Consider the following 15,360-nt stretch of genomic DNA (forward strand, 5'->3'; position numbering starts at 1 on the left):
CGTTACGGGCGCCCGCCCAGCCTCGCGGAGGCTCCGCCGATCTCGTCGCCGTCCCATCGCGGCTCCCCTACCATCCCCTGGAGGTACGCATGAAATTGCGGCCAACATGGCTCGTTTGCCTGCTGTCGCTTCCGGCGTTCGTTGCCGTGGGAGTGCCGGCGGCGGCCGAACCGGTCTCCGTTGTCAATGCCAAACCGGCCGTTGTGCCCGCGCTGCAGGAATGGGAGGGCGGCACGGGGGCGTTCGAGCTGCGCGAGCACAGCCGGATCGTGCTCGCCAAGCAGCAGGGCGACGAGCTCGCCGGGCCGGGCGCGCAGGTGGCGGCCGACCTCGAACAGGTGACCGGGCGGAAGCTGGACGTCTCCCCGCGAATCCCGCAGGACGGCGACATCGTCCTGTCGGTTGACCCCACCCTGACCGATGCCGAGGGCGGCGCGCGGTTCGCGGAGGAGGGCTACACCTTCACGGTCACGGACCAGAACGTGACGATCGCCGCGCCGACCGTAAAGGGCGTCTTCTACGGCACCCGGACTCTGCTGCAGATCCTGCTGCTGGACGACGGCCGCGACTCGATCTCCGTGGGCGCGGCCGTGGACTGGCCGAACTACAAGGTGCGCGGCTTCATGCTGGACGTCGGACGGCGGTTCTTCACCGCCGACTACATCCGCGACTACCTGCGGCTGATGGGCTGGTTCAAGCTCAACGAGCTGCAACTGCACCTCAACGACAACGGCTTCAAGGGAGGGCGGCCCTGGAGCGAGGTCCAGGCCGGGTTCCGGCTCAAGACCGACAACCCCGAACTCGCCGGCCTGGCCTCCACCGACGGAGCGTACGACCGCGCCGACTGGGACTCCTTCGAGGACACCGCCGCCGCCAACGGGGTCACGATCACCCCCGAGATCGACTCGCCGGCCCACTCGCTGGCGTTCATCCGGTTCCGCCCGTCGCTCGGCCTCAACAACGGCGACTCCGACCATCTGGACCTGTCCAAGCCGGAGACCACCGCGTTCATGAAGTCGGTGTTCGACGAGTTCGTGCCCTGGTTCCGCAGTCCCGATGTGCATTTCGGGGCCGACGAGTACACGGTGGACAAGCCCCGCTACAAGGTCTACTTCAACGAGATGGCCGCGCACATCCGGGCACTCGGCAAGCATCCGCGGGCCTGGGGAAGCTTGTCCGTCATGGCATCCAGCGCGGACGGCTACGACCGCGACGTGACCCTCAACAGCTGGAACAACGGCTGGTACGGGCCGCAGGCCATCAAGCGGGACGGGTACTCGTCGTTCATCAACACCAACGACGCCCTGCTCTACATCGTCCCGTTCGCCGGCTATTACCATGGCCACGGTCTGGACGGAAAGTACCTCTACGACCAGTGGGAGCCGCATGTCTTCCCCGGCGGGCAGAGTGTGGCCCCCGGCGATCCCCAGCTGCTCGGTGCCATGTCGGCGGTGTGGAACGACCTGACCACGGCCACCTACACGGAACTTGATGTGCACGGGCTGGTCGAGCCCACGTTCGGCGTGCTTGCCCAGAAGATGTGGAGTGGGGCCAAGTCGGGCGTGCCGTACAGCACATTCCTCGGCACGGTGCGCAGGCTCGGCGTGGGCACGGGGCTGACGAAGGTTGCCACGACGCTGGCCACGCCAGCGAACGGAGAGTTGAGCCTGGGCCGACCGGCGACCGCCTCCGCGGGCGATGCGGCCGCGGCGTTCGACGGGGTGGGGACCACCAAGTGGGCCAGCGGCCCTGGAGACGAGGCCTGGCTGCAGGTGGACCTCGGCAAGCCGGTCGTGGTCAGCAAGGTCGAGTTGGACTGGGCGCCCGAGTACGGACGCGACTACGCGGTCCAGGTGTCCGACGACGGCGCGACCTGGACCACGGTCGCCGCCCGTACGGGCCGCGAGGCCGCGGGAACCGACACGCTCACCGTCCACCCGATCACCGCCCGGCACGTACGGCTGACCGGCACACAGGCCAACCAGAAGCAGGACGGATACGCCCTGTGGAGCATGCGCGTCTTCGACGCACCCGACCTGGCGCTGGGCCGGCCGACCACCGCATCCTCGTCGGAGGTGCCGAGCCTGGGACCGGAGAACGCCACCGACGGAGACGCCAAGACCCGATGGGCCAGCGCCTACCGGGACGGGGAATGGCTCCAGGTGGACCTCGGATCCCCACAGTCCGTTCAGCGCGTCCTGCTGGACTGGGAGGCGGCTTCGGGCCGCGACTACGACATTCAGGTGTCGGACGACGCGACGAACTGGCGAACGGTGGCCGCGATCCGGGACAAGCCGTCGGGCGCCCGCGTCGACGAGCTCACCTTCGCACCGGTGACCGGCCGGTACGTGCGGATGCAAGGCATCAAACGCGCCTCCAGCTTCGGCTATTCGCTGTGGCGCTTCGAAGTCCGTTCCGGTGGCCTGCCAGCTGGCACCGGCAGCTCTCCGGCCGAGGGATCCCAGGCCGGCCTGACCGTTCCCGCCCAGATCAGCAGCGGCAACGTCGAATCTGGTGACCTGACCGGTTCGACCTCACGCGACGGCAGCGCGCTCACCACCGGCTGATCGAGCCTCGGTAGGCAGGGGCAGCGGCGGTCCGCCCCTGCCTACCGACAGCCTCCGCGCCCCGACCCTTCGCGCCTACCACGGTGGGCCCTGACCCCCCGGTGGTCTGACAACTACCCGGACCGGTCGCCCGTAACCGCGGGCGACCGGTCGTCGGTGCCGGTCAGCCGCGGATCAGCAGTGCGTCGCATCAGTCCCGAGTGGCCGACCTGCTCGGTGAAGCCCCACCGCCAGTAGAACGGCATCAGGTCCGGCTGGCACACCAGTTCAAAGCTGCGCACCCCGGCCAGCCGAGGTTGCCCGACGCCACGATCACGTCGAGCACGACCGCCACCTACAGCTTGTTCGTGATCACCCGGGCGAACCCACCAACCGCTCCGACGGCTGGTGGACCAGGGCAAGGACGAGGTCGGATGCCGCCAACATCGGCGTGACGTCGCTGCTGGTCCGATCGGTCGCCCACTATACGGAGGCGAACAGATCCATCAGGTGCGACAGAAGGTCGACGTCGACCCTGTACCGCACCTCGATCTCGGTGACGTCCACGACAACAGATCGCAGGGACGGACGACCACCCCCAGCCCGGGCGCCGACCGCACCTACCTCAGCCGCCAACTGCACGACGACCCTGCATACGGATACAAAGGGTGGTCCGTGCCGGTCAGCCGGCACGGACCACCCTTCGGCCGCTGGTGGTACCGGGGTCAGCGCTTGTCGACGCTGATCTCGGCGGCGGCGGCCCACGGGCGGCCGTTGATCTCGCTCAGTGCGACGAAGCGCGCGTACCGGGCTCCGGTCTCGGGCAGCGGTACCCATTTCTCGCCCTGGCCGGTGTTGCCGAAGCGTCCGCTGGCGATCGGCTGTCCCCAGGTGTGGCCGTCGGCGCTGAGGTAGATCTCGTACCGGTCGACGGTGCCGTTGACGCCGTTCTGCCGGGGCAGGTAGCGGAAGGCGCACACGGAGCTGGCCGCACCGAGGTCGACCTGGATCTCGTGGGGGTAGCCGGGTGAGGACCCGCGCCACTGGGTGTGCCAGATGGTCTCGGGGTCACCGTCGATGGTGTTGGTGGCCGCGCCGTTCTCGCCGACTGTTTCCTGGCTGTCGGCGTAGGTGACGGCCACCGGGCTGGTGGCAGCCTCGGCGCAGGACAGGCGCAGTGGGCTGCGCAGCCGGACCTCACCGGGGACCGGAGCCTGCCAGGTGACGGTGGTGGTCGACTCGGTGGCCCGGGCTCCGGCCTGGGCGAAGGAGACGTCGAAGGTCAGCTGCTGGGTCTGTCCCGCGGGAAGCACCTCGATCCGCCGGACGGCTGGTTGGACACCGCTGCTGTCCGGGACGGCCAGCGCGACGGCCACGTCGCTGAGTGAGCCGGTGCTGCGGTTGGTGACGGCGACCGTGACGTGGGCGGATCCGTCCGGCTCGTAGAGCACCTGGTCGTCGGTGGCGACCGCGACCGGGGCCGGCTCGCCCCAGGGCACCTGGGGGGAGCGGTAGTAGTTGACCGACATCAGGTCCCAGCGAGGACCGTGCGCGCCCAGCCGCAGTCGGTACTCGTCCCACGAGCGTCCCGCGGCGGCTGACCAGCCCCGCTCGGCGACTCCGGGGATGCGCGGGAAGGTCATGAACTCGACGTCGTCGATGTCCTCGATGGTCTCGCCCCACAGCGGGGCCTCCACCCCGCGGATCTTCGACTCGTCCAGCCCGGTCACGAAGCTGCCCGGTTCCCATTCGTAGCCGTCCCGCACGTCGGTGTAGCCGGCCCAGGTCAGGCCGAGCGGCGTGCTCGGGTCGTACTTCATGTCCAGGTACGCCTTCTGCGCCGGCGACATGATGACGCCCATGCCCTTGTCGGCGGCCGCCTTCGCCTCGGCTGGGGTGCTCCAGTACTGCGCGACGGTGGGCGGCGCGGTGTCGGCGGCGCTGATCTCCTCCCAGCCGATCATGCGCTTGCCGTGCCGGTTCACGATGTCCTCGACCCGGTCGATGAACCGGATGTAGTCGTCGTGCGGGGTCACGTGCGCCTCGTCGCCGCCGATGTGGATGTAGTTCCCCGGCGTCATGGCGGCGAGTTCGCGGATCACGTCGTCGAGGAACTGGTAGGTGATCGGCTTGTCGATGCACAGCGAGCTGAAGCCGACTCCGGTGCCGGTGTAGAGCTTGGGAGCGACGCCGTTGCAGTTGAGCTCGGCATACGAGGCCAGGGCCGCGTTGGTGTGACCCGGCATGTCGATTTCGGGCACCACGCTGATGTGGTGCTTGGCCCCGTACGCCACGATCTCGCGGTAGTCGTCCTTGGTGTAGTAACCGCCGGGGCCGCCGCCCACTTCGGTGCTGCCGCCGTAGGTCGCCAGCCGCGGCCAGCTGTCGATCTGGATCCGCCAGCCCTGATCGTCGGCCAGGTGCAGGTGCAGCGTGTTCATCTTGTACAGCGCGAGCAGTTCGATGTACCGCTTCACCTCGGCGACGGTCAGGAAGTGCCGGGCGGGGTCGAGCATCGCCGCCCGCCAGGCATACCGGGGCTGGTCGACCACGTGCACCCCCGGAATCCGCCACGGACCGTCCTGCACCGAGTCGGCCTCCACCCGCGCCGGCAGCAACTGCCGCAGTGTTTGCACGCCGTGGAACAGGCCCTGTGCGGTGGCGGCCTGTAGCAGCACCATCCCGGGGGTCACGTCGAGGCGGTAGCCCTCCGCCCCGAAGGAACCGTCGTCGTCGGTGATCCGCAGCATGATGGCGTGCGCCGTCGGGGTCTCGGTGAACCGCGACGTCGGCACGGCGTAGCCGGTCGCCGGCCGCAGCAGCGCGGCGAGGTACTCGCCGACGGCCAACGCCTCCTCGGATCCGTCCACCACAATGCCGGTACGTGCCGTCACCTGGAACGAACGGCCCGGCTCGATACTCATCGAGGTCGGTTCCGGGATCACCGTTGGTACCACTACCGGTGTCGAACCGGCCGCTGCGGTGGCGGTGCTCGGCGCGGCACTCACCGTGGTCGCGGCCAGTGTCACCAACACCGTCGCGGCCAGTCGCAAGAGCCTGCCTGGCCCTCTACTTGACATCGTCTCTCCCTTCCACTGTGTTGATCTCTCGCACGGCCGGCGCGGCGGACCCGGTAGGAACGTGGTGCCGGCACGGTGTGCCGGTGACGGGAATCAACCGGCTGAACGGTCAGGAGGTTGGTTCACGGGTTGCAGGACAGCTTGGCCTCGGCCCAGTCGCCGTGGTCGCTGCCGATGCCGTTGCCGCCGTCGGTGATCAGCAGGTCGAGAGCCTTCGCCGCGGTCACGTCGATATCGACGCTCACGGTTTCGGTGGTCCCGGTCAGGACCGGCGAGGTGTATTTCGTCGTACCATCGGCCACCACCTGGAAGGCGACTGAGCCGCGGTCGGCCATTTCGTCGTCCACGCCCACCTTGGCGGTGAACCGGGTGCACCGGCCGTCGAGGTTGACCTTGACCGACGAGGGTGCGTGGGCGCCGAGGCCCTTGGCGTAGGCGACGCCGTTCAGGGTGATCGGGTTGCCGTCGCCGGCGGCGCTCTCGCCGTTGCTGCGGTCCCGCTCGACCGGTCCCCAGCCGTTCGTCGAGTCGATCCACTCCAGGTCGCTGACCCACGCCTCGCCTCTCGGGGCCGGCGGTAACGGCTTGTCCGCCACCGTGGCGGCGAAGAACCCGAGCGGGCCACCTGGCAGGCGGATCGCGCGGACCTCCTTGCCCGGCGTGAGCGGCAGCGCGTTGTAGAACACCCGGTAGTCCGTCGTGGTGTTGGCCAGGCCCGCCGGGGTGTAGCGACCCTTGACCGCGACCGCCGTCCTGGCTCCGCCGGTGGACGGATCCTGGCAGCACCAGTTCGGCAGTTGGAGGGTGTGCCGGGACTCGGTGCCGTCGGTGTAGAGCACGGTCACGGTCCCGCGGCCGCTCAGGCTGGTGCCGGCGCCGAGTAGGGCCAGGTGGCTGCCCTTCCCGGAGACCAGGATCGGCGCGGTGACGTCCTTCACCACGTTCGGTGTGCCGGGAGCACCGGCTGGCCAGCTGAACTCGGTGCCGTTGACCGTGATCGTCGCGCCCGGCCGGAACCCCGCGGCGGCCAGCGCCTCACCGTGGAAGCTGTTACCGGCGCCGTCGAAGTTGCCCTTGGCAAAGGTCTGGGCGTCGGTGACGCCGACCATGTTCGACGCGGCGGACACCGAGGCGTACGGCAGCTCCGCAGTGGTGACCGCGCTGGTGCCGTACGGCGTGTTCCGGGCGAGGTAGGTGGCGTCGAGCTGGAGGGTGTACGAGGCCGGCCGGATGTCGCGTCCCGGTGTGACGCTCAGCGGCGCGGTGACGGTCTCGCCGGGTTCGACGCGCGGGAAGTCGGCGTGGCTGCCCGATGTCCAGCCGTCGGGCAGCGCGACGGACAGTCGCACGTCGGTCATTCGGTGCGTCCCGCCGTTACGGAATGTTGCGGTGACCTCAGTCGCCTGGCCCGGCGGGTTCCACAGCTTCGGGCCGGTCAGTTCGACCGTCCCGAGCACGTCAGCCGGCTTGGCGCCGCCCACGGAACTGGTGCCGGCGAGGGTGACCGTGGCGCTGGCACCGGTGGAGATCGGCGGAGTCTTCACCCACACCACGCCGGCGCGATCGTCGGCCGCGTAGTGCCAGCCGGTGGTTGCCGCGTCGTACGCCGCCTTGTCGGCCAGTTCCGGCAGCGGCTGGTCGCCGAGCTTGACCACGTGCGGCCTGGTGCCGGCGTGCGCGGTCACCTCGTAGGGACGCTGGGCGGGCTTGCCGGTGTAGGAGCCGACGCTGGCGCCGATGGTGACGACGACATCGCCGTGGTCGTCGACCGGCGCCGCGACGTCGAACCGCTGCGTCGCCGACCTGCCGGTCCGGTGCTCGCGAGTTACCCGGTCGTCCTCGTAGAGCAGGAACGACGAGCGGCCGTGGGGGTAGAGGTCGAGCGTCACCCGGTCGCCCGGTGCCTGCTCGGCGTGCCGGTTGATGCCGGCCTTCCACATCGGCACCACGGCGCCGGCCTTGACGAACAGCGGCAACGTGTCGAGCGGCGCGTGGTAGCCGTTCAGCGTGGTGGGCCCGCGGTGGATCCGGCCGGTCCAGTAGTCGACCCAGGTGCCCGCCGGCAGATAGATGCCGTTCTTGGTTTCGTCCGCGCCCCACATCGGCGCCACCAGGAACTCTCGGCCGGCGAGAAATTCGTACCTGGCGGCGTCGGTGTACGCCGTAGGGTCGTCCGGGTACTCGATTGGCAGTGACCGGTTGATCGGCGTGCCGGCGCGGTGGGCCTCGGCGGCGTACGAGTAGAAGAACGGTAGGAGCCGCTCGCGCAGCTTCAGGTATCTGCGGTTGATCGACGTGTACGGCTCGCCGTACGCCCATGGTTGCTTGAACGCCGGCGTGGCCCAGCCGCTCATCGTCATGAACGCCGGCGTGAAGACCTTCCACTGCATGTCCCGGACGTAGCTTCGGCCGGAGCCACCGAAGATGCCGTCGACGTCGCCGGCGGTGTAGGCGATGCCGGAGTTACCGGAGCCGTGAATCGCCGGGATCTGCCAGCGGATCGCGTCCAGGGTGCCGCTGTGGTCGCCGGTCCACTGCACCGCGCAGCGTTGCGCGCCGGCCCAGCCCTCGACCATCCAGGTGTAGCCGCGGGCGTTGCTGTACTGCTCGATGCCGTTGTGGGCGGTGTCGCAGGCGGTGAGGGCGTGCCGGTAGCCCGGGCCGACCCAGGCCACGTCCAGCTTGCGCACCCGGACGCCGGCCTCGCCGACCTCTGCAGGCTGCCGGTCGAGCGCGGACTGGGTCCACAGCCCAATCTCGATGTTGCGCTTGCGCAGCTCGTCACCGGTTTGCTGCAACGGCTCGATCTTGCGCTTGCCCCAGTACGTGCCGCCGACGAGCTCGTAGCCCAGGTCGTCGGAGTAGCCGCAGCCGTAGTCGTCGTTGACCAGCATCCAGCCACCTGGCATGTCGTTGTCGACGAACTTCTGCGCGATCTTGACCGCATCCGGGGTGGTCTGCTTGTCGGGGTGGTTTTTCCAGTCGTTGCCCGGATCCGGGTCCACTCCGTAGTGGCCGCGGTTGTAGCAGTCCGAGTCGCCGTATTCGAGGCCGTAGATCGGCGGCAGGAACGGCCGCCCGGTCAGCTCGGTGTACCGGTCGAGTGCGGTCTTGAAGTCACCCACGAAGTAGTAGGCGTCGAAGCGCTTCTCGTTGTGGGTGGCAACGACCGGTTCGTCGAAGGCGTACGTCCCCGATGTGAAGGTGTTGCGTAGTACGCCGTACCCGGCGGAGCTCATGTAGTACGGCGAGGAGTTCGGGTTGCCACCGTCCTCCCAGTTGAAGTTCCGGGCGACCTGGATCGTGGTCCCGCGGTGGCTGAACCGGCCGTTCTGCATGCCACCGCCGAGGAACTGCTCGGTGGCGCCGCGGCTCAACGTCTGCGCTGTGGTGGTGTCGGTCCAGCGTAGCGGCCGGGTCTCCGACCAGACGGTGGTGCCGTCGGCCCGGTGCAGCGAGAAACGCAGTGGCGACTTGTACGCCCGCACCTCGATCGCCCTGGTACGCAGCGCGTAGTAGCCGCCACCGTCCGACCATGAGGTCTGCGGCGTCGGATTGTCGGTCTTCACAACGATGTTGGCGTCCGGTGCGTCCGGGTCACCGGGCGGGGTGTTGGCCGGGTCGGTGAACTGTCCTTCCGGCGCGAGCCAGATCCGGAACACGTCGTCGGCGAGGAACACCACCCGGACCTGGGCGTCGCCCGCAGTGAGCGTGTAGGTCGCCCGGTCCGCACTGAAGCCGGTCATCTCCCCGAGCTCTCGGGGCTCGGCGGCGGCCGCCGGCCCGCTGGCCAGGACGCTGGCAGCGAGCATCAGCACAACCGCCACCACTGTGGCCGACCGCCAGGCCGAGTGAACAAGCATGCGCATTTTAGCCTCGCAACGATCAGTAATAGGCAGACATGAACATTCATGCCTCACTATGGGCTGCCTGTCACGGGGTGGCGAGCGGTTGGTCGTCCCCCACCGGACCCCATCCGCGATTTACGTGCAGAGTCTTGACGTAAAGGGGCGGCGGGTCGCACACTGTGGCGACAACCGAGCCCTGTGCGGCCGGCGTGACCACCGCCCAAGGCTGAAGCGGGTCCGACAGGGATCGGATGTTTAGCCGCCAGGTGCTCTGCTTGTCAGGGGGTCCCGGGTGCCGGGTTGGCGTAGCCGCCAGCTCGGATGGCGGTCCTGTTCTCGCTGGACGCGGTTCTCGCTGCTGATCCCAGCCTGCCCCGAGCAGTGATCTGTCGATCAATGCCGATCGACATGGATCGTTGCGTCCGCGCGGGGTCGCGCCTACGATCCCTAATCATCGGGTCTTTCGAGTGCGGATGGCATCTGCCCCGTCTGGTAGTTGCCGTCCCTGGCTTCTGGGAGCTGCACGTATGAGACGACGTCGAGAACGCCTGCTACGGATTGCCGGGTCTGCCGTGTCGGGTGTCCTGGCACTGGTCATGGCGGGGAGTCCGTCGGTCGCTGCCCCGGTGGTGCGTGAGTCGGCTGACCGCTACACCGGTGACTATGCGTCGCTGGAGAGGCATCCCACGCCGCAGTGGTTTGACGACGCGAAGTTCGGGATCTTCATCCACTGGGGCGCCTACAGCGTTCCCGCGTGGGGGCCTCGGAAGAGCTACGCCGAGTGGTACGGCAACTACATGAACAGCAAGAACTCGGCCACCTACACCCATCACAAGAACACGTACGGCCAGGACAAGAACTACGACGAGTTCGTGGACGACTGGAAGGCCGAGAACTACCAGCCCGACGAGTGGGTGAAGCTGTTCAAGGACGCCGGCGCCAAGTACTTCGTGCTGACCTCCAAGCATCACGAAGGCGTCGCCCTCTGGGACACCAAGCAGAGCACCCGCAGCGTGGTGCACCACGGCCCGAAGAAGGACCTGGCCAGGATGTTGTTCGACGCGGCCGAGGGCTCGGGTTTGAAGCGTGGCTTCTACTACTCCAACTACGAGTGGTACAACCCGAACTACACCGGCCGGCAGCCGACCAACCCGTACACGGGCGCGCAGATCCCCTACACCGGTGTCGACGGCGGCGAGGACTACGTCACCGACTACATGCTGCCGCAGATGAACGAGCTCATCGACGACTACGACCCGGACATCCTGTGGTGCGACGGCGAGTGGGATCGGGACGCGAGCTATTGGAAGATGGGCGAAACGCTGGCCCACTTCTACAACCAGGCCGCTGAGCGTCCGCAGCCCAAGGAGGTCGCGGTCGCCAACCGGTGCCGGGTCAAGCCGGGCCCCGGCTACCGCGGCGACCAGCTCGACTTCGAAACGCCCGAGTACGAGAAGGTCCCGGACATCAAGACGAACAAGTGGGAGTCCAGCCGAGGGATCGGCTTCTCGTACGGGCTGAACAAGAACGAGCCCATCGAGGACTACCTGTCCTCCACCCAGATCGTGCACGACCTGGTCGACATCGTCAGCAAGAACGGCAACCTGCTGCTTGATGTCGGGCCGGACGCCGACGGCACGATCCCCGAGGCGCAGGCCTCCCGGCTGCGCGATGTCGGGAGATGGCTGAAGACCAGCGGGGAGGCGATCTACGGCTCGACGTACTGGACGCGCGCCGAGGAGCCAGCCAGCGCCGTTCCCGTCCGCTACACCTTGAACAAGGGCGACCTGTACGCGACGGCGTTGCAGTGGCCGGGTAAGACGTTGACGCTCGGCGCCGACCTGCCGGTGAGCGCCGACACGAAGATCACGCTGGTGGGTGGTTCGTCCGAGGCGGCGTTGAAGTGGCAGCGCAACAGCGCGGGCAACATCGTTGTCACGATGCCGGACGGGGGAGAGGCGGTCGATCCGCTCGGTGCCGCCTACTCTTTGCGGATCCACACCCCGAACGCGCCGATCGTGGTGCGGGGCGTGCTGGACCTGCCGGCGCGGGTGTCGCTCGGTGCCACGGTGGATGCCACGTTGTCGTACACCAATGTCGGGGACAGCACGCTGACTGATCTGACCGTCACCGGCATCACGCCGCAGGGCTGGAGCATCACCGGTGCTCAGCCGGTGGCATCCCTGAAGCCTAGGGAGACGGTCACGCAACGAGTGAAAGTCACCGTACCGGCCGACACGGCTGCCGGCAGCGTGCCGGTGACCGTCACCGCCTCGGTGGCCGGGCTGACGGTGACCGCCACCGACACCGTGCAGGTGGGGCGGGTCAACCTGGCGTTGGGTAAGCCGGCGACGCAGAGCAGCCTGGCGTTCGACGGGGTGCCGGAGCGGGCGGTGGACGGCAACACCAGTGGCGTGTACGGGCAGGGCTCGATCACCCACACCACGGTGCCGTCCAACCAGGCATGGTGGCAGGTGGATCTGGGGGCCGCGGAAAACCTGGCGGAGCTGCGGGTCTACAACCGGACGGACTGCTGCGCGGACCGGCTGCGTAACTACTGGGTGATGACCTCCGAGCAGGAGATCCGCGGGCAGAGCCTCGAGGAGGCGAAGTCCTCACCCGGGGTGACCGCGATCCGGCAGGCGGCCACGGCGGGCACGCCGAGCATCATCGACCTGGGCGGTGTGAAGGGGCGCTATGTGCGGATCCAGTTGGAGTCGGCCACCGATCCGCTGAGCCTGGCGGAGGTGGAGGTCTACCACCAGAAGGAACAGAGCCCGGGGGCGTCGAAGCCGGGTGTGGTGCCGGAACTGTCGAACTGGAAGGAGGGCACCGGCAGCTTCACGTTCGCCGGTGACGCGCAGGTCACCTATCCGGCGGAGCACAAGTCGCTGTCCACGACCGGGGCGAGCATGCCCGGCCTGGCCGACCGGACACTGGCCGAGGTCGCCAAGACGGTGGCCGCCGACTATTCGACGGTGACCGGGCGGGCGATGGTGGCCGGGCCGGGCACCCGGGAGAGTGATCACGGGATCCGGTTGCGGCTGGTCGCGGAGAACGAGCTGGGCGCGGAGGGTTACCGGCTGACCGTCGACGACCGGGTCACCATCGAGGCGAACACCACCGCCGGCCTGTACTACGGCAGCCGTACGGTACTGCAGATGCTGCGCCAGGACGAGGGCCACGACACCCTGCCCCAGGGGCAGACGGTGGACCTGCCCAGTAAGCCGCAGCGCTGGTTCGGCATCGACGCCGCACGCAAGTACTACACCCCGGAGTACATCAAGGACACCATCCGGGAAATGGGCTGGACCAAGCAGAACATGCTGCAGCTGCACCTGGTCGAGCCGGAGGGCTTCCGCCTGTACAGCGACAACCTGCCCGGCCTCACCTCGAAGAAGTTCGCCTACAGCCGCGAGCAGATCCGGGAGTTCGTCGAACTCGGCCGGGAGAACAACGTGCAGGTGGTGCCGGGGTTCGAGTTCCCCGGACACGCCGACCCGGTGTCGAACTACTTCAAGGTCGGCATGGGACACGGCCCCAACCCCGACGGGTCCGGCGCCACACCGGAGAACTCCTGCGGCCAGCAGTACGTCTACGGCTGGGTGACCTCGAGTTTCGCGATGAACATCATGCGACCCGAGGCGGTCACCGCGGCCGAACGCATCCTGGACGAGTTCATGCCCTGGTTCGCCAGCCCGTATGTGCACCTCGGCGCCGACGAGATGCCGCCGAACCTCGTCAACTGCCCCGCGATCAAGACCTTCCTCGCCAACAACTCCGACCGCTACAGCACGTTCGGTGACCTGTTCAACGACTACATCAACCAGGTCAACGAGCACGTCGTCGCCAAGGGCAAGCGGTCCATCATCTACAACGGGTTCGAACACGCCGACGCCCCCAAGCACAAGGTCGACACCAACGTCATCGTCCAGGACTACCTCGGCGACGGCAGCGACCCTCGACTGGCGGCGTACGACCGCATCCAGGCCGGACCGCCGGGGAACCTCTACGTCGTCCCCAAGATACTGGGGCGGCTCGGGAATCCGTCCTGGGCGCACTCGAGCTGGCGGCTGAACGCGAGCCCGAAGCTGCTCGGCGGCATCGTGCACGTCTGGAACGACTACCAGATGTGGGCCCCGGACGCCTACTCGGAGCAGTGGGCGGCACCGCAGCGCGACGCCGCCGGCAACACCATGTGGCACAACGCTCCGCCCGCCACGAGCTACGCGGAGTTCGCCGAGCTCAAGGCCCGGATTGGCAAGGCGCCCGGGTGGCAGGGCGTCCCCACCCAGCAGCCCACCACCGACGGCAAACCGATCCACACCTACACCTTCGAACCCGCCGCCTACCCGGAGGGCTGGCACGACGGCGCACCCGGCATGAACGTCCGCCCGGTACTCGACGGGGTCGGCGGCCTGCACATGCAGACCCAGATCACCGTGGCGAACATGAGGGTGCCGGCCTACGTCGACGGCCGGTCGGGCAAGGCGTTGAAGTTCGCCGGTCTCTACGACGGGCTGGGCATCGGCGGCCTCGACATCCCCGGACCGTGGACCTACACCCAGTGGGTCCGCAAGGACGGAACGCTCAACGACGCCAACCTGCTCGGCTCTCGAGCGGGCAACATCAAGTTGGAGCAGTACGGCACCGGCGGCAAGGTCGGCTTCACCAAGGTCGGCGTCGCTGACTACGCGTTCGACTACTCGGTGCCGCTCGGGCAGTGGACACAGCTCACCTTCGTCTCCGACGGCTCGAGCACCACTCTTTACGTCAACGGGGAACGCCGCCAGACGCTCCCGCAGACCGTCGCACTGCCGCAGGCGTACTTCGGCCAGTACAACGGCACCACCCTCAACGGGGCGATCGACGACGCCACCGTCTACGCCCAAGCCCTGACCGACGAACAGGTCCGGGCGCAGTACACCGCATCGTCGAGCACAACCGGTTGAGCCGCCGCTCGACACACCGCCGGGTGGTGCACCGACCCGAAAGACGGTGCACCACCCGGCGGCGGTGGTGGCCGTACCGGCGTCGTGGCGCTTGGAGAGATCCAGGGCCGTCCACGGAGCACGTCGGGAAAGCTGCACCGAGCGTCGGGGCCGGCCGCTATTCCGCCAGCGCCTGGCGTAGCCACTGCTCGACCCCGGCGATATGGACGGTGGCCCACGCCCGGGCGATCTCCGGCTGGCGGTTGGCGATGGCGTCGCAGATGAGCCGGTGCTCGTCGAGGGTGCGGCGGACCGCGTCCTTCTGGGTCAGGCCGCGCCAGATCCGCGCCCGCTGGGTGGGCCCGGACAGCCCCTCGATCAGGGAGCACAGGACCAGGTTGCCCGAACCTGCCGCGATCCGCCGATGGAACTCGATGTCGTTGGCCACGAGCTGTTCGACCGTCGGCGTGGGGCCGAGCTCGTCGAGGAGCTTGCGCAGGCTGGCGACATCCTCGTCGCTCATCTCGGTGGCGGCCACCGCCGCTGCGGCCGGCTCGAGGATGCGTCGTACCTCGAAGAACTGCAGCACCGTGTCGTCGCGGTGGAAGTCGACGACGAAGGCCATCGCGTCGAGGAGCAGTGCGGGCTCCAAGCTTGTCACGTACGTGCCATCGCCCTGCCGCACATCGAGCACGTGGATCAACGACAGTGCCCGTACGGCCTCCCGCAACGAGTTGCGGGACAGCCCCAGGCGCTCGGCGAGATCGGCCTCACGCGGCAGGCGGTCGCCGGGCCGCAGTTCGCCGCCGGTGATCATCTGCTTGATCTTGTCGATCGCGTCGTCGGTCAGCGACATCGCGGCGAACCTCCTGCTGATACATCCGATGACTAGCAGGATAGTTCGACCGGAGGGGAGTCAGCACGAGCGGCTCGACGCGTTGCCCATCCGCGTCGC

The 15,360-nt window shown here is 68.3% G+C and carries 6 protein-coding genes; 2 read left to right on the top strand and 4 right to left on the bottom strand.

All coding sequences use genetic code 11. The annotated features are described in order from the left end of the window. Window positions 1–203 precede the first annotated feature (203 nt). Entirely contained in the window at window positions 204–2,567 is a 2,364-nt protein-coding gene (locus tag AB0I41_RS21650; protein ID WP_357110313.1) for a discoidin domain-containing protein, read from the top strand. Window positions 2,568–2,680: 113 nt separating this feature from the next. Here the strand turns inward: AB0I41_RS21650 and AB0I41_RS21655 are convergent, their stop codons facing one another. From AB0I41_RS21655 to AB0I41_RS21665, 3 genes are all read right to left on the bottom strand, one after another. Beyond that, on the bottom strand, window positions 2,681–2,848 hold the full coding sequence (locus AB0I41_RS21655) for a hypothetical protein (RefSeq protein ID WP_357110316.1): 168 nt from the start codon (window positions 2,846–2,848) through the stop codon (window positions 2,681–2,683). Window positions 2,849–3,271: 423 nt separating this feature from the next. Beyond that, window positions 3,272–5,626, bottom strand: a complete 2,355-nt coding sequence (locus tag AB0I41_RS21660) for a family 20 glycosylhydrolase (protein WP_357110318.1) — start codon at window positions 5,624–5,626, stop codon at window positions 3,272–3,274. A gap of 122 nt (window positions 5,627–5,748) precedes the next feature. Next, the gene (locus AB0I41_RS21665; protein ID WP_357110321.1) at window positions 5,749–9,489 is read right to left on the bottom strand and encodes an NPCBM/NEW2 domain-containing protein; all 3,741 of its coding nucleotides are present in this window, start codon (window positions 9,487–9,489) and stop codon (window positions 5,749–5,751) included. A 614-nt stretch (window positions 9,490–10,103) separates the two neighbouring features. Between AB0I41_RS21665 and AB0I41_RS21670 the strand changes: the two genes are divergently transcribed. Beyond that, a complete protein-coding gene (locus tag AB0I41_RS21670; RefSeq protein ID WP_357110323.1) occupies window positions 10,104–14,426 on the top strand; it encodes an alpha-L-fucosidase in 4,323 nt (1,440 codons plus the stop codon). Window positions 14,427–14,583: 157 nt separating this feature from the next. On the opposite strand, the gene AB0I41_RS21675 is transcribed toward AB0I41_RS21670, so the two are convergent. After that, window positions 14,584–15,261, bottom strand: a complete 678-nt coding sequence (locus AB0I41_RS21675) for a FadR/GntR family transcriptional regulator (RefSeq protein WP_357110326.1) — start codon at window positions 15,259–15,261, stop codon at window positions 14,584–14,586. Between the last annotated feature and the right edge of the window lie 99 nt (window positions 15,262–15,360).

Origin of the sequence: Micromonospora sp. NPDC050200, from assembly GCF_040656135.1 — a bacterium.
Taxonomy (GTDB): domain Bacteria; phylum Actinomycetota; class Actinomycetes; order Mycobacteriales; family Micromonosporaceae; genus Micromonospora.

Coding starts and splice junctions, on each gene's coding strand:
- AB0I41_RS21665 (WP_357110321.1), bottom strand. CDS start 9,489: ATGCTTGTTCACTCGGCCTGGCGGTCGGCCACAGTGGTGGCGGTTGTG.
- AB0I41_RS21675 (WP_357110326.1), bottom strand. CDS start 15,261: ATGTCGCTGACCGACGACGCGATCGACAAGATCAAGCAGATGATCACC.
- AB0I41_RS21660 (WP_357110318.1), bottom strand. CDS start 5,626: ATGTCAAGTAGAGGGCCAGGCAGGCTCTTGCGACTGGCCGCGACGGTG.